Origin of the sequence: Pacificispira spongiicola, from assembly GCF_012926505.1 — a bacterium.
Lineage (GTDB): Bacteria > Pseudomonadota > Alphaproteobacteria > UBA8366 > Aestuariispiraceae > Pacificispira > Pacificispira spongiicola.
Genome location: NZ_JABBNT010000005.1, coordinates 191,060 through 213,520 on the forward strand (window position 1 = coordinate 191,060; position 22,461 = coordinate 213,520).

The following is a 22,461-nucleotide window of genomic DNA, read 5'->3' on the forward strand; positions in this document are numbered from 1 at the left end:
CCCAAAAGTATCTAAGAGAATCCTATGTCAGTCCGCGACAGTCGGTCAAACTGCAGTCTGAAAACGCCAAGCTCTGATGTTAACGGAGCGCCGCTTCGATTGCGCCGACGGCACTGGCCGCCTGACTGCCGTCCGGAGCGCCGCCCTGGGCCATGTCGGGACGACCGCCGCCGCCCTTGCCGCCCATGGCTTCGGAACCGGCACGGACCAGTTGAACCGCATCGAATTTCGAGGTCAGGTCGTCCGTGACACCGACGACGATGGACGCCTTGCCATCATTCACCGCGATCAGCGCAATGACGCCGGAGCCGAGTTGGCTTTTCAACTGATCGGCCAGAGGCTTCAGTTCCTTCGGATTGACACCGTCCAGGATGCGGCTGGCGAATTTGGTACCGGCGATGTCCTTCGCGTCGGCCCCCGCCCCGCCGCCACCGGCAGCCAGCTTGCGCGTCAATTCGGAAACTTCCCGTTCCAGCTTGCGGCGTTCCTCCATTAGCGAGGTGACGCGGTCCGTCAGTTCCGACGGGTTCACCTTCAAGGCGGCCGAGGCCGCCCGGACGCGCGATTCCTGCGCCGCCAGATAGTCGAAGGCCGCTTGACCGGTCAGGCATTCGATGCGCCGCACACCCGCCGCCACCGCGCCTTCGCTGACGATATGGAACAGGCCGATATCGCCGGTGCGGCGCACATGGGTGCCACCACAGAGTTCGGTCGAATAGACGTGGCCCGCCTTTTCCGCCTCATACCCGCCCATTGACACGACGCGGACTTCCTCGCCGTATTTCTCTCCGAACAGGGCGAGCGCCCCGGCCTTGATCGCCTCGTCCGGCGTCATCAGGCGGGTATCGACGGCCTCGTTCATGCGGATCTGCGCGTTCACGATCCGCTCCACCTGTTCGATTTCGTCCTGGGTCATCGCCTTGGGATGGGCGAAGTCGAACCGCATGGCATCGGCCCCGACCTGGGAGCCCTTCTGCGTCACGTGATCGCCGAGAACGCGGCGCAACGCTTCATGCGCCAAATGGGTGACGGAATGGTTCGCGCGCAGCTTCGTTCGGCGCTCCCCGTCCACCAGCATTTCCAACACGTCGCCGACCTTCAGCGCGCCCGTGGACAGTTTGCCGATATGCAGATGCATGTCGCCCAGTTTCTTCTGGGTGTCGGTGACGGTGAAGACCGCACCGTCAGCCGTTTTCAGAACGCCCTGGTCGCCCATCTGACCGCCGCTTTCGCCGTAGAACGGCGTCTGGTTGGCGATCACGATGGCGTCGTCGCCCTGGGCGATGCTTTTGACCGGCTTTCCGTCCTTTACGATGGCCGAGACGACACCTTCCGCCTTTTCGGTTTCGTAGCCGAAAAATTCGGTCGCACCGATTTCGTCCTTCAGATCGAACCAGACGCTTTCCGTCGCCGCCTCGCCGGACCCGGCCCAGGCCTTACGAGCCTTGGCCTTCTGTTCGGCCATGGCCTCGTCATAACCGGCCTCGTCTACCGTGCGCCCCTGGCCGCGCAGGATGTCCTTCGTCAGGTCCAGCGGGAAACCGTAGGTATCATAGAGCGTGAAAGCGACCCGGCCCGACAATTCGCCGTCTTCCGGCAGGTCCGCCGTTTCCTCGTCCAGCAGTTTCAGGCCCCGGTCCAAGGTGGTCTGGAAGCGGGATTCCTCCAGCTTCAACGTCTCGGTGATCAGCGCTTCCGCCCGGCGCAATTCTTCGAAATGGCCACCCATCTGGCCGACGAGCGACGGAACCAGGCGATGCATCAGCGGGTCTTTCGCGCCCAGCATATGCGCATGGCGCATGGCGCGGCGCATGATACGGCGCAGGACGTAACCGCGCCCCTCATTCGACGGCAGAACCCCGTCCGCAATCAGGAAGGACGACGCGCGCAGGTGGTCGGTGATGACCTTATGGCTGGCGGCTTGCGGACCGTCCGGATCGACGCCGGTCAGGTCGGCCACGGCCTCGATGATCGCGCGCATCAGGTCGATATCGTAGTTGTTGTGCTTGCCCTGCAACACGGCGGCGATGCGTTCCAGGCCCATGCCGGTGTCGATCGACGGTTTCGGCAGGGTCACGCGGTTGCCCGGTTCGATCTGTTCGAACTGCATGAAGACGAGGTTCCAGATTTCAATGAACCGGTCGCCGTCCTCTTCCGCACTGCCCGGGGGGCCGCCCCAAATCTTGTCGCCGTGGTCAAAGAAGATTTCGGAACACGGACCGCAGGGGCCGGTATCGCCCATCTGCCAGAAGTTATCCGAGGTTGGGATGCGGATGATCTTGTCGTCTGACAGGCCCGCGATCTTCTTCCAAAGGCCGTGCGCCTCGTCGTCTTCGGAATAGACGGTGACCAGCAGCTTGTCTTTCGGCAGACCGTATTCCTTGGTCACCAAGGTCCAGGCCAGATCGATCGCCTGTTCCTTGAAATAATCACCGAAGGAAAAGTTCCCCAGCATCTCGAAAAACGTGTGGTGGCGCGCCGTATAGCCGACATTTTCAAGGTCGTTATGCTTCCCGCCCGCGCGCACGCATTTCTGAGAGGTCGCGGCGCGGCTGTAGTCGCGGTGTTCCTGGCCGGTGAAAACGTTCTTGAACTGCACCATCCCGGCATTGGTGAACATCAAGGTCGGATCGTTGCGCGGGACCAACGGCGAACTGTCCACGACCTCGTGGCCGTTCTTCGCGAAGAAGTCCAGGAATTTGGCGCGGATGTCGTTGGCGCTCGCCACCATGATGATCTGTCCTCAAAAAACCTAATGATACCCAGGAAAATGTGGGTTTGAGTAAGTAGCGATCAAGCGTCCCCTTGTCCAGTACACCAAACCGCACCGGTCGAAAAGGAAACCGGCCCGCACACTGGCGGGCCGGTTCCAATTTAACGGACTGTCAGTGACGATTATTTCGTCAGTTCGGTCCAAATCGCGGTCCGGAACTTCTGCGATTCCGGCGGGCATTCCTTCGTGAACACACCCTTGCCGGCAAATTCCGCCGGGACGACGATTTCCGGCGCCGTCTTCATGTCTTCCGGCATGAATTCGTCGGAGCCCATAATGCCGTTGGAATACCGGGCGAAGGCCGAAATCAGAGCGGCGTTTTCCGGCGCCATGATGTAGTTCATGAACAATTTCGCGTTTTCGACGTTCTGAGCGTCCGCCAGGATCGCGACGTTGTCCATCCACACCGGATAGCCGGTCACCGGGTAGCCGTAGACGACATCCGGGTTGTTCAGACGGGCGCGGAAGGTCGACCCGTTCCAGTTCACGCTGGCCATCAGGTCACCCTTGGACAGCTTTTCCGTCGTGCCGTAGTCCATGGCGATCCATTTCGGCTTCGCGGCCATCAGGATGTCGCGCACTTCCTTCAGCTTTTCCTTGTCCGTCGTGCACTGTTCGGCACCGACATACAGTTCGGCCATCGTCATGACGTCGTTCATTTCCGGAACGACGTTGACCTTGCCGACCAGTTCTTCCGGCGGATTCAGGAAGATGTCGGCCGTGTTCGGATCGCCGGAATAGACCGACGTATTGACGGCAACGCCCGTCGTGCCCCACTGCCACGGAACCGTGTAATGACGACCCGGATCGAATTCGACATCGACCCATTTCGGATCCATGTATTTGAAGTTTTCCATCTGGTCCGGGCGCGCTTCCATCAGCAGGCCCTTGCCGACATAAATCTGGATATAGCTGGCCGACGGCACGACGATGTCAAAACCATGGCCGCCCGCTTCGATCTTCGTCAGCGCGGTGGTGTTGCTGTCATAGTCCGTAACAGTGACTTCGACGCCGTATTCCTTGGAAAACTTCTCAATCAGGTCGGGGTTGGTGTAGTTGCCCCAGTTGTAGATATTCAGGCTTCCTTCGGCGAAGGCCGGCCCGGCCGAAGCGACCATCGCAGCCACGGCAATGCCGCCGATCCGTTTCACATCCATCTTGTTAGACTCCCTGCTTATTGGAAAAAGCCCCTCGCCCCACGCGTGGGCCTCCTCATTCACATGCTCACTCTTTCTTACTCGTCAGGAAAAAGATGGTGGTGAGCAAAACCACCGTAATGGCGAGCAGCGCCGTGGAAATCGCATTGATCTCCGGCGTGATCGCACGTCGCAACTGACCCAGCATATAAGTGGGCAGCGTATCCTGTCCCGCCGCCTTCACGAGTTCCGTAATGACGACGTCATCCAGCGAGATGACGAAGGCCAACATCGCCCCCGCCACGATGCCCGGCGTCATCAACGGCAAGGTGATCCGCCGGAACGCCTGAATCGGTGTGGCGTAGAGATCTGACGCGGCCGCTTCCAGCGTCTTGTCCATCCCTTCCAGCCGCGCACGGATCGGCAGATAGGCGAATGGAATACAGAAAGCCGCATGCGCCGCGATCAAATAGATCAGCCCCGTATAACCGGTGGCGACCTTGATCATGGCGAAGAATACCAGCAGTGCGACGCCGGTGACGATTTCCGGCACCATCAGCGGCTGGTTGATCAGCACGTAGATCAGGGTCTGCCCCCGGAAAGGCTGGGTCCGCGTTGTTCCCAAGGCGGCGAGAACCGCCAGCACGGTCGCGATACCGGAAGCGCAGGCGGCAACAATCAAACTGCGAACCGTCACGTCCTTCACCAGATCGTTCGACCACGCGCTGACATACCAACGCCAGGAAAAACCTTGCCAGACAGCAATGGAATCCCCCGCATTGAAGGAATAGAACGCCATCGGAAACAACGGCGCATACAGCGCGATGAAGCAGATTACCGCAATGGTCGTGAAGCCCGGCATGGTGCGGACATCAAAGCGTTTGGACTGCGCTCGTTCGGCGGCCCGGCGCAAGACGTCGTCGGACAGCGTATCAGCCATGGCCGCTTCCCTCCTTCCCGACATTTCGGACATAGAAGATGAGCGCGATCATCACGATGAACAGCAGCGTAATCGACAGCGCCGCACCCAGCGGCCAGTTCCGGCCCGCGCCGAACTGCATCTCGATGAAATTGCCCATCATCATATTGCGACCGCCGCCCAGAAGACGCGGCGTGACATAGGCCCCCAAGGACGGGATGAAGACCAGGATCGATCCGGCAATCACCCCGGGCTTGACCAGAGGCAGGATGACCCGGCGTAAGACTTGAAGACGCGAGGCGTAGAGATCGTAGCCCGCTTCCACCAACCGGAAATCCAGACGTTCCATCGACGCATAGAGCGGCAGAACCATCAACGGCAGATAGACATAGGTCATTCCGACCAGGGTCGCCCCATCGGTAAACAGCATCTGGATCGGGGTATCGATCAAACCGGCCTTCAACAGCACCGTATTGATCAGGCCTTCGTTTCGGATCAATTCCATGATCGCAAAGGTGCGGATCAGAAGGTTCGTCCAAAACGGGATCGTCACGAGAAACAGCCACATCGGACGGCTGCGCGGCGACCGGGTCGCGATGAAATAGGCGGTCGGAAACCCGAAAACCAGGGTCGTGGCCGTTGTCATCAACGACAGGCTGATCGACCGCCAGAAGATCGACAGATGCGCATCCGCCATGGTGACGATGGTTTCGTCGAAGATATCCCGTGTGAACAGGACCTGAAACCAGGCGTCGGTCGAAAAATCCCAGACCACGCCGACATAATCGCCGGGCGTCAGGAAGCTGTAGACAACCATGATCAGCAGCGGACCGCTGGCGGCGAAGGCAAGCCAAACCAACGCAGGCAAGGAAAGCAGCCAATTCACCCGCACACGGCGGCGTTCGGCCTCCGCTTCGGTGAAGCCGCCCGCTGATTTTCCGGTGGTCGTCTGGCTCATTTGCGTATTAGCCATGACGTGCCCCTAGTCCTTCAGAACTTGAACCGCCGACGCAGCGATCGCGACCTGGACCGCCTGCCCCTGCGCCGGCAGGAACCCGCCCCGGTCGTCGTTCTGGACCCGCGCGATGAACGCTTCGTCCGACGAAAGTTTCAGGTGGTAGTGCGTGTCGGTCCCGACATAGACGATGGTTTCGACCGTCGCGGGCAAGGATACTTCGGACGCACCGGCCTCCCCATCCTTCAGGAACCGCGCCCGTTCCGGCCGGACGACGACGGTAACATCGCCGCTGGACGCCACACCTTCTGGCAATATCGCCTGAACCGTCGCCCCGGCGGTCAGCGACAGCGTCGCACGGCCATCGGATACGGATTCGATTCTCGCATTCATGAAATTGGATTCACCGATGAAATCCGCGACGAACCGATCCGCCGGATGATCGTAGATATCGCGCGGACCGCCGACCTGCAGGATGTTTCCATCGCACATGACCGCAATCCGGTCCGACATGGTCAGGGCTTCTTCCTGATCGTGGGTCACGAAGACGAAGGTAATGCCCGTTTCGTGTTGCAGCCGCTTCAGTTCAAGCTGCATTTCCTTACGCAGTTTGTAATCGAGCGCGGAAAGCGGTTCGTCGAGCAGCAGGACCTTCGGCTGCGGCGCCAAGGCGCGCGCTAAAGCGACACGTTGCTGCTGTCCCCCGGAAATCTGACTGGTCTTACGATCCCGCAACGCTTCCATGCGCACCAGTCGCAACATGCGTTCGACGGTATCCGACACCTCCGCCTTGGGTCGGCCCAGCATCTCCAAGCCGAAGGCGATGTTCTGCCCGACGGTCAGATGCGGGAACAACGCATAGTTCTGGAAAACCGTGTTGATCGGCCGCTTGTTCGGCGGCAAACCGGCGATATCGATACCGCTGAGGAAAATCTGTCCCGCGGTCGGTTGCTCGAACCCCGCCAGTAGGCGCAGTAGCGTTGTCTTTCCGCACCCCGACGGCCCGAGAAGCGTAAAGAATTCATTCTGTCTAATGGAAACGGAGACGTCGTCCAAAGCGCGCACTTCGCTTGCGCCCTGCCCGAAAACCTTAGATACGCCCACCACTTCCACCGCGTTTTCCGCGGATTGTTTCATGGATCACCTTTTTGTTTGCCCCTCGATCGCACACACTCTCCCGAAGTTGCGACGCCCAAAATCGTCCCTGTTCTTTTCGTTTTTCAGGCACGCTTATTAGGTCGGAAACGTGATCACATTTCAATGAAAAAAAGTGATCACATTTAAACCGAGCCCGTCGGAACGAACCGCAACCCTATACAAAGCTAACACGAATTGCGGATACACGCCGCCGGAATAGTACGATCAGAGAAGAGACTGCTAGGGCAAGCAATCAAAGGTTTTTCAGCATCGGGGCCCATCCGTCGCCGCGCAGCAGGTGCTTTTGCTGCGATCCTATATCAAGCTGCTGTTCTCGCTGCGCCGCGGCTACCGGCGGCCGTCAGCCAAATGCACGGCATCGGGGTGCCGACGTAACTTCGCCATCGCCCAAATTCCGAACAACGGACCTGGCGCGAGGATGACGAACGACCATTCCCAGCCGACCAAATTCGCGAACCAGGGAATCACGTGAATGGCGGCCAAGGTCAGCAGAAACCCCGCGGAGGTCTGAATCGTGATGCTGGTACCCACCAGATTGGCGGGCGCCAATTCGCTGATGGCCGCTGAGAACTGAGCGGAATCCGCGATCACGAAAATTCCCCAGACGAGGCACAGCGTTACCATCGCCGCAATCGGCGCGTCATAGGTGATTCCGACCAACAGCGAACAAGCCGCACTGACCGACATCGCGACGATCGTTGTGGCGGTTCTGCCCCAACGGTCGGCGATCCAACCGGCCCCGGCCGCCCCCGCTGCCCCGATGGCCAATACCCAAAAATGGGTAAAGGCGGCCCAGAAGGGCGCATCCTCAATACCTCTATCCCGATAGCTGGACAGTAAGAACAAGCCAATCCACGCCCACATGGCATAGAGTTCCCACATATGCCCCAGATAACCGAAATTGGCGTAACGCATGGCGGGGCGACGGAATCCTTCGAACGCAAGGCCGATACGGAACGGCGGGGCCTTCGCGGTTTCCCCGCCCAACGACACGAACCCGATCAATACGGCGGCCAACAGGGCGGATAGGCTGGAGCAGGCGATGGGAATACGCCAATCGACCGCCCCCAAACTGTTGAACAGATGCGGGAACGCCGATCCCAAGGTCAGGGCGGCGACCAACACCCCGACCAGAAGCCCGCGGTCACCCCGCGCCCAGGTCGTCACGATCTTCACGCCGACCGGATAAATACCGGCCATGCAAATCCCGGTCAGGAAGCGCATGGCAAGGACGACAGGTCCCGTAGGATCCAGAAACAGGATGATGCCATTCGCGGTTCCGGCGATAACGGCACTTGCCGCAAAGAAGCGACGGGGCTCCAAACGGTCTGCAAGTCCAAGAATGGCGCTGCCCAATGTACCGACGACGAACCCAACCTGAACAAGGCTGGTGAAAAGCGACGCATGGGCCGGTTCGATACCGTAATCCCGAATCAGGGACGGCACGACCGCCGTGGCGGAAAACCACAAGGTCATGGCCAGCACTTCCGCAACCGCGAGAAGCGCGACGAACCGTCCCTTCCCCGGTAGGACCGTTTCAGTGCCCGCCGCCATGCATCCCACCAGTTTTTTCATTCATCGCATGTTTTGCCCGCCGCCTGCGGCAAGACAAGGGAAAATAGATCGGAACGGCATATGAACGACCGCAATCGCAAATTGTTGAACCGATCGCACCCGGAAGAGCTTTTGTCGCTGTACCCGTTCGAAGAGATGCTGCTGCCCTGAAGACAGTTTGTTCGGTGTAAAATTCGGTCTTGGCATTGAAACCGTCGGTCCTACATGTCTCTCTTCCTAGGAGTAACGAAGGGAGCGACCGGCATGGACCAGATCAGCGGCAAGACAGTTATCATTTCGGGCGCAAGTCGCGGCATCGGCGCGGCGACTGCAATGCTGATGGCGGAGCGCGGTGCGCATATCGTTCTGGCGGCTCGGTCGGCCGACGCCATCGCTGCCATCGCCAACGATTTGACCGACGCGGGATACAGCGCCCTCGCCGTCCCCTGCGACGTGTCCGATTATGCCAGCGTCAAGGCGCTGGTCGACAAGACATTGGATGCCTTTGGACGCATCGATGTGCTGGTCAACAATGCGGGCGTCATCGACCCTATTGCGCGTATCGACGAAAGCGACCCCGACGGCTGGTCCCGCGTGGTCGATATCAACCTGAAAGGCGTCTTTTACGCCGTCCGTGCCGCCCTACCCGCCATGCTGTCCCAGGGATCGGGCGTCATCATCAATATCAGTTCCGGCGCCGCCACCGGCGCGATGGAAGGATGGAGCCATTATTGCGCGACAAAGGCGGGGGTACTGTCCCTGACCAAATGCTTGCATAAGGAATATGCCGATAAAGGAATCCGCGCGGCAGGCCTTAGTCCCGGTACGGTCGCAACGGACATGCAGGTTAAGATCAAGGAGTCCGGGATCAATCCGGTCAGCCAGATGGATTTCAGCGACCATATTCCGCCGGAATGGGTCGCAAAGGCCATCGCGTGGTTGAGCACCGAGGACGCCGCCGATATTGCCGGTATCGACTTCACATTGAAAACGAACGAGGAGCGCGCCCGGATCGGCTTACCCCCGGTCGGCTCCCGATAATCCTCGGCCCCAAATAATCCGTCTGCACCCCGCTCCAAATACGAAAAAGCGACCCTCCCATAGGAAAGGCCGCTTCGGGCGTCAGAGTACGCGTGTCGGGGTTGCGGTTCGGTGACCGGCCCCTTGATGATCGTGTCAGATCACGCGAATGCTCGACGGGGAGTCATACATCTCGGTAATCAGGTGGGTCGCATGGTCAATCATCGTGCGCCCCTCCGTGCCATTGATAGTAAAGCAGTCTACGCCCGATGAGGCGGAATGCGTAACGAAGTGGTGTAGTCCAAAACGAACAAGAAACGCGGTTTCAATAGACATAATTATCTAACCGAATACCCTTTCTGAATGAGTTGCCAAATTCGGCAAAATTGATCGAAACGAAAGCGGGAAGCGCCGAAACGCTTCCCGTCTCGAATCCGCTTGAACGGAAATTAGTCGGCGATCGACAGATTTTCCGCCGAGGCCTTCCCGTCGCGACCCGGTGTCAGGTCGAACGAGACGCGCTGGCCTTCGGCCAAGCTGGAGAGGCCGGCGCGCTCAACCGCGCTGATATGCACGAAAGCGTCTTTGGAGCCGTCTTCCGGCTGAATGAAGCCGAAGCCTTTGGTTGCGTTGAACCACTTAACAGTACCGGTAGCCATGATAGATTCCTTTCACGACAAAGTGTGCGGACCGTCGCCGCATGCGACAGACCTTTTTTAACGCTCGAATTGTCGGAGAGAGACCTAGCCATCCGCCTAAGCGGGAAATAGTAGTACTGCAGCGACTTCTAACGTAACGCTAATATAAGCGCCTTTTTAAAAATTACCAATGAAATAATGCAAAATATTTTCCGCCATAATATTTTGAGCGCCGGATAATAGTTTTTACATCTCTCCAACCATCGAATTATTTTAAGCGTCCGTTCAAATTAATCATAGAGCCCCAAGAGAATTTCACCGTAAACTCCGGACCGTAATCCCCATTGTTTGAGGCTCCCGTGCAATCGTCGCGCTATGACATTCTCTTCGAACCGATCACGCTTGGCCCCGTCACGGCGCCGAACCGGTTCTATCAGGTCCCGCACTGTACCGGCATGGGATGGCACAGACCGAAGACCCTGGCGGCCATGCGCGGCATCAAGGCCGAAGGCGGTTGGGGCGTCGTCTGTACGGAATACTGTTCCGTCCATGAAAGCACGGATGACGGCTATTACCCCTATGCCCGACTGTGGAATGACGAGGATATCCGCGCCAATGCCCTGATGACGGATGCCGTGCACGAGCATGGCGCGCTGGCGGGGGTCGAGTTGTGCATCGGCGGGAACTACGTCGCGAATACCGATAGTCGCGTGCCGACTTTGGGGATGATCAGTCGACCGTCGACGAATGTCGATCTGCCCCACCCGTTCCAGTGCCGCCGTTTGGATAAGGAGGATATCCGAAACGTCCGGAAATGGCAGCGGGACGCCGCGAAACGCGCGATCGAAGCCGGGTTCGATATCGTCTATGTCTATGCGACGCACGGTTATCTACTCTCCGAATTCCTCAGCGCGACGATCAACACCCGAACCGACGAATATGGCGGGTCCTTGGAAAACCGCACACGGCTGGTCCGGGAACTGATCGCCGAAACACGCGACGCGATTGGGGATAAGGCCGCCCTCGCCGTCCGCTTCGCCGCGGACCTGTCCGATCCCGAAACCTATGACGCCTTCGCCATGATGGCGGACATGCCGGACCTTTGGGACCTGACGGTCCATGACTACGGCATCGAAATGGGCGCCTCCCGCTTCGTTAAAGAAAGCGCGCTGGAAAATAGCATCGCCAAGGCGAAATCGATGACGTCCAAACCGGTGGCTGCTGTCGGGCGTTTCACCTCCCCCGACACGATGGCGCGGGTCGTGCTCGGTGGCGTGCAGGATATGATCGGGGCCGCCCGCCCGTCGATTGCAGATCCGTTCCTTCCGGTAAAGATCCGCGAGGGGCGACCGGAAGACATCCGCGAATGCATCGGCTGCAACATCTGTTACGCCCATAACTCCCTGGGCGTGCCGATTCGCTGCACCCAGAACCCGACCATGGGCGAGGAACACCGAAAAGGCTGGCATCCGGAACGGATCGCGACGGTTTCCAAGGCGGAACGCGTTCTCGTCGTCGGCGCAGGCCCGGCGGGGCTTGAGGCCGCACGGGCCCTGGGCCAACGCGGATACGACGTCATGCTGGCGGAAGCCAGCCGCGACCTCGGTGGACGGGTCACGCAAGAATCGAAGCTGCCGGGCCTGTCCGAATGGGCCCGCGTTCGTGACTGGCGCGTCGGCCAGATCGAAAAGATGACGAATGTGGAGATATTCCGCGAAAGCCGCCTAGGCGCGAGCGATGTTCTTTCGGTCGGTGCGGACCGTGTTCTTGTCGCGACCGGCGCGTCCTGGACGGTGGATGGGATCGGGCGGCACCGCGACACGCCCGTACCGAGGACCGACGATGCGACCGTGGTTTCCGCCGATACGGTGCTATCGGGCGGCGACCTGCCGGACGGGCCGGTCCTGATCCATGACGACGACCATTATTACCTCGCCGCCGTGCTGGCGCTGGCACTGCGGCAGCGGGGAATTGACGTCACCTACATGACGCCCGGCGGCCGTCCGGCGAGTTGGACCCGCTACACCAACGAACAATGCGCCACGATCAAAAGCCTCGCCGATGCCGGGGTGACGGTCCTGACCAACCGGTTGATAGACCGTGTCGAACGCGATCACGTCGTCTCCCACTGCGTGCTGACCGGGACCGACATTCCCGTGGCGGCGGATTGGGTGATCCCCCTGACCCGCCGCGAAGCGCACGAAGCGCTGTTCCGAGACATCGAAGCGGCCATGACGACGAGCGGTCCCGGCGCCCCGAAATCGGTACAGCGTATCGGTGATTGCGACGCGCCCGGCATCATCGCAACCGCCGTCTATAGCGGCTACAAGGCGGCGGTCGAACTTTAATCCTGTTCGCGGCCGATCATCAGATAGACCGCCCAGTATTTCAGCAGATAGGTCTGCGATTCCGGCTGTACGATCATGCCCCCGAAGGGCCCGTCGCAGTCGAAATCGACCAAGGTCACATCGTAACCCGCCGCCGACGTTTCGATCAGACCGACCTCCGACCACGATCCGCCCGCCGTCCCGAAGCTTTCCCAATCGTCTTTCAGGGTTTCGTGCCGAACCGATGCGACATGGCACAGCTCGCTGGTCGGCAGCACGATATGATCCCCATGGACGGTCAGAAAATACCCGATGAAATCGCGCGCCTCGTCTTCTTCCCCGGACGAATAGATACCCGCCGCCGCGAAATCCTTTAGCTCGTAGATACCGGATAAGTCGGCGAGTTCTGGATAGGACGCTTCATGCGCCCGCACGCATACCAACGGTATGACCGCAGAAGTCAGGACTGCCACAAACGACAAGAGCAGGGAAAATCTACGAAGCATGAGGCAATCCTATCTCTGTCGTCAGAATAAAAAAACGCTGCCCCCGGATGGTCGGGAGCAGCGCCTTTTGAAAGCATCCACCCAAAGGCGAAGACGAACCGTCTTAGCGCTTGGAGAACTGGAAGCTACGGCGGGCTTTCGCGCGGCCGTATTTCTTACGTTCGACCTGACGCGAGTCGCGGGTCAGGAAGCCGGCGGCCTTGAGCGCGCCGCGCAGGCCCGGCTCGAAGTTGACCAAGGCGCGGCTGATGCCGTGGCGCAGGGCGCCGGCCTGACCGGACAGGCCACCGCCGGTGACCGTGCACATCACGTCGAACTGATCGACGCGGTCGGCCTGTTCGAACGGCTGCTTCAAGATCATGCGCAGAACCGGACGGCCGAAATAGACTTCCTGGTCCTTGCCATTGATCACGACCTTGCCGGAACCCGGCTTGATCCAGACGCGGGCGACCGCGTTCTTACGACGACCGGTCGCATAGGCGCGGCCGAATTCGTCTTTCTTCGGTTCCGCCGGGGCGGCGGCTTCCGCAACGACGGCACCGGTGGCACCGCCCAGTTGGGACAGATCGGTGAGAGTTTGTTCGGCCATGATTAACGGCTCCGCTTGTTCTTGGAGTTGCGCGAGGCCAGATCGAGGGCCACCGGCGACTGAGCTTCATGCGGATGCTCGGTGCCGGCATAAACGCGCAGGTTCTTCATCTGCTGACGGCCCAGCGGACCACGGGGGACCATGCGCTCAACCGCCTTTTCGACGACGCGCTCCGGGAAACGACCCGTCAGGATCTGTTCCGCCGTGCGGCTCTTGATCCCACCCGGATGGCCGGTGTGCCAGTAATACGTCTTGTCCGCCAGTTTACGGCCGGTGAGTTTCACCTTGTCCGCGTTGATGACGATGACGTTGTCGCCGCAATCCACATGCGGGGTATAGCCCGCCTTGTGCTTGCCGCGCAGGATTTTCGCGATTTCCGAAGCCATGCGGCCGAGGACCATGTCCTGAGCGTCGATGACGTACCAGGTCTTTTCGACCTCCGCCGGCTTCATCGAAAAGGTTTTCATCATTGCTGCCTGCCTAATCTTTGGCCCGCGCATCGCCCATTGCGATGCCGTAGCCGATCATACTTTTCCCGGAATTCCCGGAGACGGCGGTTGATATACCGGGCACGGCGGCACGTCAATGCCTTGATTTTCGATTTTTCCCAAAAATACTTAATATTATCAATATGTTAAATTAACGGTATTATTTTACCGCACAAAAAGTCACTGTTTTTAGGCAAAAAACCGGGGATCGCCACCCATCACCTTCTATATTCCGGACGGAAAACCAACACCACACGGTCGACGGTCCAACCGTCCGTCGCCAGAGGATGCGCGGTTCGGCTGTATTCCAGGACATGTTCATGCCGCCAAGGGAGACGGATATGATCGCGGAAATCCGGTTGCCGCGTCTCCACCACCGTCGTGAAAAAGGCGTTGAAGTCAGCCAGTGCCTGTCCGGTATAAATCTCTTCAAAACGCGCGCCGGTCGGATCCCGCCAGTAAAACTGACTGGTCTCCGTCCCGACGAGCCGATAGCGAAAGCACAAGGGGGCATCCGGCGGTCGTTCGACATCGATGATCATCATAACCGGCAGCAGTTTACGGGGCAGAGTCACAGGGTCGATATCGCGGCGGCCGGGTAGTCGGCCGGTATCCCGCACGTGATCGCACCAAAAGCGGTGAAACCATGCCTGCTCCTCCGATCGCAATTCATCAGCGGAATAGGTGCGTCCCAGTATGTCGTTCAATACCGTCTTATCGACCACTCTCGACCTCTAGCTTGCCCCCTTACGCTATCCGCCGCTAATCGCGTGGCGGAATCGAATAGGTCCCAGTGACATGGGCACAAAGTTCCTTTTCCCCATCCGCGTGGATATCGACCCGCCCGACAGCCAACCGCTTGCCGAGCTTTAACAGCGTAACCTCCCCGATCAGATCGGTATCTGCCGGTTTCCGCAGGAAATCGATATTCATATTGGTGGTAACCGCCAGGGCCACGGGTCCGATCGCGCCCATGACCGCGATGTACATCGCGAAATCCGCCAGGGCGAACATGGCCGGGCCGTTGATCGTCCCGCCCGGCCGGATCAGTTTTTGGTTATAGGGCAACCGGACCGTCGCCGTCCCTTCCCCGTATTCTTCCACGACAAAGCCGTAAAGCTCTGCAAACGGTGCATCATGCGCCAGAACCTTCTCCAGAACGTCTCGCGGCAAATGTTTCGTGGACACTGTTAGGCTCCCTACCCTGCGTATCGGGCGGCGCCCCATTTTATCGCGGGACGCGCCGCTGCGTTCATCTTGAACAGCCACGCTAATTGGTTGATGCTCCTGCTTTCCAGAAAAAAGTACCGGGAGAGGAAACATGAGCGTCGACGCAGCCCAACAGGCCGATATGCCGGAACCGCTTGTTCTGCGCCGCACGGACGGCGCCGTCGCGACGCTGACGCTGAACCGGCCCAAGGCCTATAACGCCCTATCCATCGCGTTGATGGAAGCAATTCTGGACGAACTGGCGGATTTGGACCGCGACCGGTCCGTTGCCGTCGTGGTCCTTGAAGGCAGCGGGCGCGGCTTTTCCGGTGGCCACGACCTGAAGGAGCTTCAGGCCAATCCGGACGTCGCCTTCCGTCAACGTACCTTCGATACCTGCACCAAGATGATGCTGGCCGTCACACGCCTGCGCCAGCCGGTTATTGCCAAAGTTCACGGTATCGCCACGGCCGCCGGATGCCAGTTGGTCGCGACCTGCGATCTGGCCATCGCCGCCGACACGGCGAAATTCGGCACACCGGGCGTCAATATCGGTCTGTTCTGTTCCACGCCCATGGTCGCGCTCAGCCGCGCGGTGCATCGAAAGCAGGCGATGGAAATGCTGCTGACCGGGGACGTCGTTTCGGCACAGCATGCGGCGGAAATCGGTTTGATCAATCGCTGCGTGGCGGAAGATCAACTGGATGCGGAAACGAATGCGCTCGCGGCGGTCATCGCCTCCAAATCCCGCAAGGTTCTGAAAACCGGGAAGGAAGCCTTCCACCGACAGATCGACATGACGCTGGAAGACGCCTATGCCTATGCCGGTAGCGTCATGGTGGAAAATATGGGCTATGCCGACACGGATGAAGGCATCGACGCCTTTATCGGCAAGCGCCCGCCCCTTTGGTCGCATGAATGACGGTAAAGAGTCGGATATGACCGAAACGATTTCCAATACCGCCCTGTTCGACCATTCGCATGATTTTTACGCGGATGCGTATATCCGTCATATCCTGCGCACCTGCCGGACCTTCGCCATGGTCGGGGCCAGCACGAACTGGAACCGGCCCAGCTATTTCGCCATGCAATACATGCTGAAAAAGGGAATGAACGTCGTCCCCGTCAATCCCGGCGCGGCAGGGCAGGAAATTCTGGGACGCATGGTGGTCGCCTCCCTGGCCGACATTCACGAACCGGTCGATGTCGTACAAATCTTCCGCCGGTCCGATCAAGTGCCGAGCGTCGTGGAGGCCGCTCTCAATCTGCTGCCGCTGCCGAAAGTTATCTGGATGCAATTGGGCGTGGTGAACGAAGAAGCAGCCCATATGGCGGAGGCCGCAGGCCTATCCGTTGTCATGAATCGCTGCCCGAAGATCGAACATGCGCGCCTGTCTGGGGAATTGGGCTGGAACGGGATCAACACCCGCGTCATCACCTCAAAGAAGAAAACACTCTAGCTGTTCAGCAGGCACAGAACGCCATAACAGCTGTCGAAGCCGAAACGGAAGATCGCATAGAACAGGATATCCAACAGGATCATGGCGAGCATAAATAGGACGATGACCCGCCAGGTCAGCCGAAAGCTGCCCCATTTCCTTTTCTGCGTGGACTTACCGCCGGTTTCGAACCCCGCCTGTTTCCGCCGCTTGCTTTCACCCATGACCGCCGTCCCATCCTGTAAGCGCCGCCCCACATGAACACCATTCAACTTGATTGGGAAAGCCCCGACGAGGCCCACTGGCGGGACCGTCTGGCGAAATGCGGGCGCAGCACGATGTTTCAGTCCTGGTCCTGGGGCCGCGCCCTAGAAGCCACCGGGCAAGCGAGGGTGCGGCGGGCGTATATCCAGAAGAACGGACGCCCCGTCGGCCTCGTTCAGGTCTTCGAGGAAACGCGATTGGGCCTGTTTACCCTGGGCCGGATATTGCGCGGTCCCTTATTCTTCCAATCCGTCCTGCCGGAAGACCGGATCGCGGCGATGAAAGAAGTACGCCGCGCCTATCCGCTCGGCCGGATGAAGCGCCTGTCCATCCTGCCCGAACTGCCGGACGGTCCGGCGGTAGTGGATCTGTTACGGAATGCCGGGTTCCACAAGGTGCTCAAGCCCTACGAGACCGCATGGTTGGACTTGTCGTTGCCGCTATCTGGAATAAAGGCGGCAATGCGCCAGAACTTCCGGAACCAGTTGCGCCGTGCGACGGATCGGGCAACCGCCGGGACCCTGACGGTGGCGGAGGTGGAAGACCCCCGCCCCCTGCTCACCCGATACGACAGGCACCGTAAGAAGGTAGGCTATGCCGCGCCGTCCGGCATGTTATTGGGCGCCTTGACGGATTCCGACAGATTGTGCCTGGAAGCGCGCATGGGGGATGACGTGATTGCCGGTGTTCTGTTCGTCATGCATGGACAGGCCGCGACCTATCAGATCGGCTGGACCAGTCCCGACGGACGGGCGATACATGCCCATAACCTGCTGCTCTGGCGGGGGATCGAGACACTGCAACAACGCGGCATCCGCTTCCTGGACCTGGGCGGGCTGGACTGGGACAGCGCCCCGGGTGTGGCACATTTTAAGGCGGGTATCGGTGGTGAGGCTTTCACCCTTCCCGGCACCTACGTATAGTCGCGCCGCAAATCGGAGGAAGCCTCATGTCCCTGACTGACCGCACCGGCCTGACCAAATCGGATATCGAAACCGGCGACCGCCTCGCGCCGAAATTCGACGCCGACGGATTGTTGCCCGCCGTCACCACCGACGCCGACACGGGCGAGGTGCTGATGGTCGCCTATATGAATGCCGAAGCCCTGGAGAAAACACTGGAGACGGGCGAAGCGCATTATTGGTCGCGCAGCCGGGGGGAGCTTTGGCACAAGGGCGCGACTTCCGGTCAGGTCCAGATCGTTAAGGAACTGCGTATCGATTGCGATCAGGACGCCGTGGTGCTGCGCGTTCGTCCGCAAGGCGACGGCGGTTGCTGCCATGTCGGCTTCCGCACCTGTTTTTTCCGAAAGGCGGATAAGGACGGCACCCTGACGACGGATCAGGAGCGCCTGTAACCCCTACTCCGCCGCCGCGGCTTGCAGCGTGTCCTCCGCATAGTCGCGGCTGCGCGGCAGCATCATCGCCACCAGGACGACGAACAGCGACGCGGCCGCATAGGTCAGCAGTAGCAGCGTGAAATCACCCGTCGCGTCCCGAACCTGGGTCAGCATATAGATGCCCAACGGTGCGGCCCCGAAGGACACGACGAATTTCACCCCAAAGATGACGCCCTGATGATCGGCGGGCGCAAACCGGGACAACATCATGTTTTCCGCCGGCAGGATCGCCGTCCCTGCCATGGCCAGTCCAACCGCCGCGATGCCCAAGGGAATGCCCGCATGCTCCGCGAGGATATAGAGCAGCGGCGCTTGGAGGACCCACAGCAACACGTAAATCCGTTTCAACGGATACCGGTCGGCGAGATAACCGCCGACAAGCTGCATCGCCGCGCCGATGGCATAAACCACCCCGACCGCCGTCCCGACGAGACCGATCTGGCCCGATAACAGGTCGATCATCCGCTCTTCGAACAGTTTCGGCATCGCATTCTGAACCGTGTTGTAAATCAGGCCCAGCATGAACATCGGGATCAGCATCAGCGCGACCGCTTTCAGGTTCCCGGCGCTACTGCCCTTGCCCGTGCGGCCCGGCGCGGATCGCGCGCCTTCGGCAATGCGCCCGGTTTGCAGACAGTAAAGCATCGCGAAACCGATTACGGTGCAAACCGCCCCCGGTAGAATAAAGGCACCCCGCCAGCCCAATCCTTCGATCAGCCAGCCGGACAACATCGCCGCCGCCGCGGCCCCCAGACCGCCGAAAATACCATTCACGGCAAGGCGCATCCCAACCTTACCCTCACTGGTCTTGATGACCCAGGGAATGCCCACCGGGTGATAAATAGCGCCGAACAGGCCCAGACCGGCCAGAAAGATCATCAGCCCGGCATGCCCGTCGACAAACCCGCAGGCGAAGGTCGCGACCCCCATGCCCAGAAACATGACGATCAGCATGCCCGGACTGGACCACCGGTCCGCCAGACGCCCGGCAGGCAGCGCCGCCAACCCGATCAGCAGCGACGCCGGCACCCACAATTCCATCAGCACCGAATAGGGATCGTTCCAGTCACGTTCAATCGCCAGGACGATGGTGAAATACATCGCCGCGAAATAGTGAAACAGGAAATGCCCGACATTCGAAAAACCTGCCGCAAGCCGGGGCGACGGGTGCCGCATGGATCGTCTCCAATCTCTATGATTGCAATCACGGTCTCACGAATACCGCTGCCGCTCAAGCGGACGCCGGTTCATAACATCCGTTCCGATGCGACACCGCCCGGTTAAAGGGCGGCAATCCGGGACAGGGCTTCGGCCAGCTTGTCGCGTTGGGCCTGTTCCTCGGCGAGGCGGTCGCGGTTTTCCTGGACGACCTCTTCCGGAGCGTTGGCAACGAATTTCTCGTTGCCCAGCTTGCCCGCGATTTTCTTGATCTCACCGTCGGCTTTGGCAATCGCCTTTTCCAGTCGGGCGCGTTCGGCGGCCAGATCGATGACGCCCGCCAGCGGAATCCCCACCGTCGATTCGTCCACGACGATCTGAATAGCACCTTCCGGCATGGCCTCGACATGATCGATTTTCTCGGCGCGGGCCAATGTGGAAATCAGCGACGCATGGCGTTCCAGCCAGGCCTTCGCCTGGTCGCCCATGCCCTGGATCGCCAGCGAAATCTTGGTCCCCGGCGGCACGTTCATTTCCGACCGGGCGGACCGGATTTCGGAAACCAGGCGCACGACCCAGCCCATTTCGCCTTCGGCATCGGCATCGACAGCAGGCGCGTCGGGCCAGGCGGCGATAATGATGTCTTCCGCACCCTCGCCCTTTACATGGTTCCACAATTCCGCCGTCACGAAAGGCGCAATCGGATGCATCAGACGCAGAATGCGTTCCAGAACGAAGGCCGCCGTCTTGCGGGTTTCGTCGGCAGCGGCCTGATCGTCACCCGCGAAGAGCGGTTTCGCGAATTCCAGATACCAATCGCAGAAGGTGCCCCAGACGAACTGATACAGCGCGCCCGCGGATTCGTTGAACCGGAATGTTTCGATGGCCGTGGTCACCGCGTCGCGGGTCTTGCCCAATTCGCCCAGGATCCAGCGGTTGACCGTTTCCTTGGCGCTTGCCGGATCGAAGCTTTCGTCCAGAACGCAGTCGTTCATTTCGCAGAAACGCGCGGCGTTCCACAGCTTCGTCATGAAGTTGCGGTAGCCCTCGACCCGCTGCGTCGACAGTTTGATGTCGCGGCCCGCCGCCGCCAGAGCAACCAGCGTGAAGCGCAGGCTGTCCGCGCCGTATTCGTCGATCAGCTGCAGGGGATCGATAACGTTCCCCTTCGATTTCGACATTTTCTGGCCCTTCTCGTCCCGAACCAAGGCGTGGACATAGACGGTTTCGAAGGGCTCCGTTTTCATGAAATGCAGCGTCATCATCATCATCCGGGCGACCCAGAAGAAGATGATGTCAAACCCGGTCACCAACACGTTGGTCGGGTGGTAGCGGTCCAATTCCGGCGTCTTGTCCGGCCAGCCGAGGGTGGAGAAAGTCCACAGCGCCGAGGAGAACCAGGTATCCAGCACGTCCTCGTCGCGGGTCAATTCGACCGTCTTTCCGTAATGCGCATCGGCGGCGGCCTGGGCTTCCGCCGCGTCATGGGCGACGAAGGTTTCCCCATCCGGGCCGTACCATGCCGGAATCTGGTGCCCCCACCATAACTGGCGAGACACGCACCAGGGCTGGATGTTGCGCATCCATTCGTAATAGGTCTTGGTCCAGTTTTCCGGGACGAATTTGGTGCGTCCCTGCTCCACCGATTCAATGGCCGGTTTCGCCAGGGTCTTGGCGTCGACATACCATTGATCGGTCAGATAGGGTTCGATCGGCACGCCGCCGCGGTCGCCATAGGGAATGGAATGATCGATATCCTCGATTTTCTCCAACAGGCCCAGGGCGTCCAGATCCTCGACCACCACCTTGCGCGCCTCGAACCGATCCATGCCCCGATACTTTTCGGGCACGTTCTCGTTCAGCTTCGCCTGCGGGGTCAGGATATTGATCATCTCAAGGTTCTGACGTTTGCCGACCTCGAAATCGTTGAAGTCGTGGGCAGGCGTCATCTTCACCGCGCCGGTCCCGGTTTCCGGGTCGGCATAACTGTCGGCAACAATCGGAATCGCGCGGCCGACCAGTGGCAGGATCACATTCTTGCCGACCAGATGCTTGTAGCGTTCATCGTCCGGGTGCACGCAGACGCCGGTATCGCCCAGCATGGTTTCCGGGCGCGTCGTGCCGACCGTCAGGAAGACGCCGTCCTCGCCTTCCACCGGATAGCGGAAGAACCACATCTTGCCCTTGGTTTCGACCTGCTGCACTTCCAAATCGGAAATCGCGGTTTCAAGCGCCGGGTCCCAATTGACGAGACGCTTGTCCTTATAAATCAGCCCCTCACGATACAGATCGACGAAAACTTTCAGGACGGCCTTGCTCAACCCGTCATCCATGGTGAAGCGTTCGCGGCTCCAATCGCAGGACGCGCCCAAGCGGCGTAACTGGTTGGAAATCGCCCCACCGCTTTCGCCCTTCCATTCCCAGACCTTCTCGATGAAGGCGTCGCGGCCCATGTCGCGCCGGGACTGGTTGCCTTCCTGGGCCAGTTTGCGTTCCACGACCATCTGCGTCGCGATACCGGCATGGTCCATGCCCGGTTGCCACAGCGTGTCGCGCCCCGCCATACGGCGATAGCGGATCATCACGTCCTGGATCGTGTTGTTAAGGGCGTGCCCCATATGCAGGCTGCCGGTGACGTTCGGCGGCGGAATGACGATGGTAAACGGGTCGGCGTCCGGGCGCTGACCGCATTTGAAATACCCGCCTTCTTCCCAACGCTTGTAGTGCGCGCCTTCGGCCTGATCCGGCCGATAGGTCTTGTCCAGCTTGTCCGCCATGGGACTCCCTCAACTGACAGAAAATCGATCGATTGCGACGGTTATACGGTTTGCCGCAAGGAGGTCAAACCCGGCACGCAGGAAATGCGACCGGGACGATGCAAAAAGGCCCCGACCGAGATCGGTCGAGGCCTTTTGACATTGTTAAACGA

21 protein-coding genes are annotated in these 22,461 nt (G+C 59.9%); 6 read left to right on the plus strand and 15 right to left on the minus strand.

All coding sequences use genetic code 11. From position 1 onward, the window contains the following. Positions 1 to 79: 79 nt before the first annotated feature. From alaS to HH303_RS16735, 6 genes are all read right to left on the minus strand, one after another. Positions 80 to 2,728: an alanine--tRNA ligase gene (gene alaS, locus HH303_RS16710; protein WP_169626824.1), complete on the minus strand. Its 2,649-nt coding sequence runs from the start codon at positions 2,726 to 2,728 to the stop codon at positions 80 to 82. Between the two features lie 167 nt (positions 2,729 to 2,895). Continuing rightward, the gene (locus tag HH303_RS16715; protein ID WP_169626522.1) at positions 2,896 to 3,930 is read right to left on the minus strand and encodes an extracellular solute-binding protein; all 1,035 of its coding nucleotides are present in this window, start codon (positions 3,928 to 3,930) and stop codon (positions 2,896 to 2,898) included. Between the two features lie 67 nt (positions 3,931 to 3,997). Next, positions 3,998 to 4,849 carry an ABC transporter permease gene (locus tag HH303_RS16720; protein WP_169626523.1) on the minus strand — a complete coding sequence of 284 codons (852 nt, stop codon included), beginning with the start codon at positions 4,847 to 4,849 and terminating at the stop codon, positions 3,998 to 4,000. After that, entirely contained in the window at positions 4,842 to 5,801 is a 960-nt protein-coding gene (locus HH303_RS16725) for an ABC transporter permease (protein ID WP_227421888.1), read from the minus strand. Before HH303_RS16725 ends, HH303_RS16720 begins: the two co-directional genes overlap by 8 nt. Positions 5,802 to 5,810: 9 nt before the next feature. Next, a complete protein-coding gene (locus tag HH303_RS16730) occupies positions 5,811 to 6,920 on the minus strand; it encodes an ABC transporter ATP-binding protein (RefSeq protein WP_169626524.1) in 1,110 nt (369 codons plus the stop codon). Between the two features lie 348 nt (positions 6,921 to 7,268). Then, positions 7,269 to 8,516: an MFS transporter gene (locus tag HH303_RS16735; protein WP_227421889.1), complete on the minus strand. Its 1,248-nt coding sequence runs from the start codon at positions 8,514 to 8,516 to the stop codon at positions 7,269 to 7,271. Between the two features lie 243 nt (positions 8,517 to 8,759). Between HH303_RS16735 and HH303_RS16740 the strand changes: the two genes are divergently transcribed. Beyond that, the gene (locus HH303_RS16740) at positions 8,760 to 9,536 is read left to right on the plus strand and encodes an SDR family NAD(P)-dependent oxidoreductase (protein WP_169626525.1); all 777 of its coding nucleotides are present in this window, start codon (positions 8,760 to 8,762) and stop codon (positions 9,534 to 9,536) included. A gap of 428 nt (positions 9,537 to 9,964) precedes the next feature. Here HH303_RS16740 and HH303_RS16745 read toward each other — a convergent pair whose 3' ends face one another. Then, positions 9,965 to 10,174 (minus strand): cold-shock protein, encoded by a 210-nt coding sequence (locus tag HH303_RS16745; protein WP_169626526.1) that lies wholly within the window; start codon positions 10,172 to 10,174, stop codon positions 9,965 to 9,967. Between the two features lie 338 nt (positions 10,175 to 10,512). Here HH303_RS16745 and HH303_RS16750 point away from each other — a divergent pair, with 338 nt between their 5' ends. Beyond that, on the plus strand, positions 10,513 to 12,501 hold the full coding sequence (locus HH303_RS16750) for an oxidoreductase (protein WP_169626527.1): 1,989 nt from the start codon (positions 10,513 to 10,515) through the stop codon (positions 12,499 to 12,501). Here the strand turns inward: HH303_RS16750 and HH303_RS16755 are convergent. From HH303_RS16755 to HH303_RS16775, 5 genes are all read right to left on the minus strand, one after another. Further along, entirely contained in the window at positions 12,498 to 12,986 is a 489-nt protein-coding gene (locus HH303_RS16755) for a hypothetical protein (protein WP_169626528.1), read from the minus strand. The two genes, HH303_RS16750 and HH303_RS16755, sit on opposite strands and share 4 nt — an antisense overlap. A 103-nt stretch (positions 12,987 to 13,089) precedes the next feature. Next, positions 13,090 to 13,575, minus strand: coding sequence for a 30S ribosomal protein S9 (rpsI, locus tag HH303_RS16760; RefSeq protein ID WP_169626529.1), 486 nt, complete (start codon positions 13,573 to 13,575; stop codon positions 13,090 to 13,092). Between the two features lie 2 nt (positions 13,576 to 13,577). Further along, entirely contained in the window at positions 13,578 to 14,042 is a 465-nt protein-coding gene (gene rplM / locus HH303_RS16765; RefSeq protein ID WP_169626827.1) for a 50S ribosomal protein L13, read from the minus strand. A 239-nt stretch (positions 14,043 to 14,281) separates the two neighbouring features. After that, positions 14,282 to 14,788 (minus strand): PAS domain-containing protein, encoded by a 507-nt coding sequence (locus tag HH303_RS16770; protein ID WP_169626530.1) that lies wholly within the window; start codon positions 14,786 to 14,788, stop codon positions 14,282 to 14,284. 37 nt (positions 14,789 to 14,825) lie between these two features. After that, positions 14,826 to 15,251: a PaaI family thioesterase gene (locus HH303_RS16775; protein WP_319637443.1), complete on the minus strand. Its 426-nt coding sequence runs from the start codon at positions 15,249 to 15,251 to the stop codon at positions 14,826 to 14,828. Positions 15,252 to 15,384: 133 nt separating this feature from the next. On the opposite strand from HH303_RS16775, the gene HH303_RS16780 reads away from it, so the two are divergent. Further along, the gene (locus HH303_RS16780) at positions 15,385 to 16,194 is read left to right on the plus strand and encodes an enoyl-CoA hydratase (RefSeq protein ID WP_227421891.1); all 810 of its coding nucleotides are present in this window, start codon (positions 15,385 to 15,387) and stop codon (positions 16,192 to 16,194) included. Between the two features lie 16 nt (positions 16,195 to 16,210). Then, complete coding sequence (locus tag HH303_RS16785) at positions 16,211 to 16,732, plus strand: CoA-binding protein (protein WP_169626531.1); 522 nt, start codon at positions 16,211 to 16,213, stop codon at positions 16,730 to 16,732. Here the strand turns inward: HH303_RS16785 and HH303_RS16790 are convergent. Continuing rightward, positions 16,729 to 16,935, minus strand: coding sequence for a hypothetical protein (locus tag HH303_RS16790; protein ID WP_169626532.1), 207 nt, complete (start codon positions 16,933 to 16,935; stop codon positions 16,729 to 16,731). The two genes, HH303_RS16785 and HH303_RS16790, sit on opposite strands and share 4 nt — an antisense overlap. 33 nt (positions 16,936 to 16,968) lie before the next feature. Here HH303_RS16790 and HH303_RS16795 point away from each other — a divergent pair, with 33 nt between their 5' ends. Both HH303_RS16795 and hisI read left to right on the plus strand, forming a co-directional pair. After that, positions 16,969 to 17,898: a lipid II:glycine glycyltransferase FemX gene (locus HH303_RS16795; protein ID WP_169626533.1), complete on the plus strand. Its 930-nt coding sequence runs from the start codon at positions 16,969 to 16,971 to the stop codon at positions 17,896 to 17,898. Between the two features lie 26 nt (positions 17,899 to 17,924). After that, positions 17,925 to 18,332 (plus strand): phosphoribosyl-AMP cyclohydrolase, encoded by a 408-nt coding sequence (hisI, locus tag HH303_RS16800; protein WP_169626534.1) that lies wholly within the window; start codon positions 17,925 to 17,927, stop codon positions 18,330 to 18,332. A 3-nt stretch (positions 18,333 to 18,335) separates the two neighbouring features. Here the strand turns inward: hisI and HH303_RS16805 are convergent, their stop codons facing one another. After that, positions 18,336 to 19,550, minus strand: coding sequence for an MFS transporter (locus HH303_RS16805; RefSeq protein WP_169626535.1), 1,215 nt, complete (start codon positions 19,548 to 19,550; stop codon positions 18,336 to 18,338). A gap of 104 nt (positions 19,551 to 19,654) precedes the next feature. Next, entirely contained in the window at positions 19,655 to 22,309 is a 2,655-nt protein-coding gene (locus tag HH303_RS16810) for a valine--tRNA ligase (RefSeq protein WP_169626536.1), read from the minus strand. Between the last annotated feature and the right edge of the window lie 152 nt (positions 22,310 to 22,461).

Bases quoted from the DNA above. Each gene is read 5' to 3' on its own strand.
- HH303_RS16715 (WP_169626522.1), bottom strand. From the start codon at position 3,930: ATGGATGTGAAACGGATCGGCGGCATTGCCGTGGCTGCGATGGTCGCT.
- HH303_RS16720 (WP_169626523.1), bottom strand. From the start codon at position 4,849: ATGGCTGATACGCTGTCCGACGACGTCTTGCGCCGGGCCGCCGAACGA.
- HH303_RS16725 (WP_227421888.1), bottom strand. From the start codon at position 5,801: ATGGCTAATACGCAAATGAGCCAGACGACCACCGGAAAATCAGCGGGC.
- HH303_RS16730 (WP_169626524.1), bottom strand. From the start codon at position 6,920: ATGAAACAATCCGCGGAAAACGCGGTGGAAGTGGTGGGCGTATCTAAG.
- HH303_RS16735 (WP_227421889.1), bottom strand. From the start codon at position 8,516: ATGAAAAAACTGGTGGGATGCATGGCGGCGGGCACTGAAACGGTCCTA.
- HH303_RS16740 (WP_169626525.1), top strand. From the start codon at position 8,760: ATGGACCAGATCAGCGGCAAGACAGTTATCATTTCGGGCGCAAGTCGC.
- HH303_RS16745 (WP_169626526.1), bottom strand. From the start codon at position 10,174: ATGGCTACCGGTACTGTTAAGTGGTTCAACGCAACCAAAGGCTTCGGC.
- HH303_RS16755 (WP_169626528.1), bottom strand. From the start codon at position 12,986: ATGCTTCGTAGATTTTCCCTGCTCTTGTCGTTTGTGGCAGTCCTGACT.
- rpsI (WP_169626529.1), bottom strand. From the start codon at position 13,575: ATGGCCGAACAAACTCTCACCGATCTGTCCCAACTGGGCGGTGCCACC.
- rplM (WP_169626827.1), bottom strand. From the start codon at position 14,042: ATGAAAACCTTTTCGATGAAGCCGGCGGAGGTCGAAAAGACCTGGTAC.
- HH303_RS16780 (WP_227421891.1), top strand. From the start codon at position 15,385: ATGAGCGTCGACGCAGCCCAACAGGCCGATATGCCGGAACCGCTTGTT.
- HH303_RS16785 (WP_169626531.1), top strand. From the start codon at position 16,211: ATGACCGAAACGATTTCCAATACCGCCCTGTTCGACCATTCGCATGAT.
- HH303_RS16790 (WP_169626532.1), bottom strand. From the start codon at position 16,935: ATGGGTGAAAGCAAGCGGCGGAAACAGGCGGGGTTCGAAACCGGCGGT.
- HH303_RS16795 (WP_169626533.1), top strand. From the start codon at position 16,969: ATGAACACCATTCAACTTGATTGGGAAAGCCCCGACGAGGCCCACTGG.
- hisI (WP_169626534.1), top strand. From the start codon at position 17,925: ATGTCCCTGACTGACCGCACCGGCCTGACCAAATCGGATATCGAAACC.
- HH303_RS16805 (WP_169626535.1), bottom strand. From the start codon at position 19,550: ATGCGGCACCCGTCGCCCCGGCTTGCGGCAGGTTTTTCGAATGTCGGG.
- HH303_RS16810 (WP_169626536.1), bottom strand. From the start codon at position 22,309: ATGGCGGACAAGCTGGACAAGACCTATCGGCCGGATCAGGCCGAAGGC.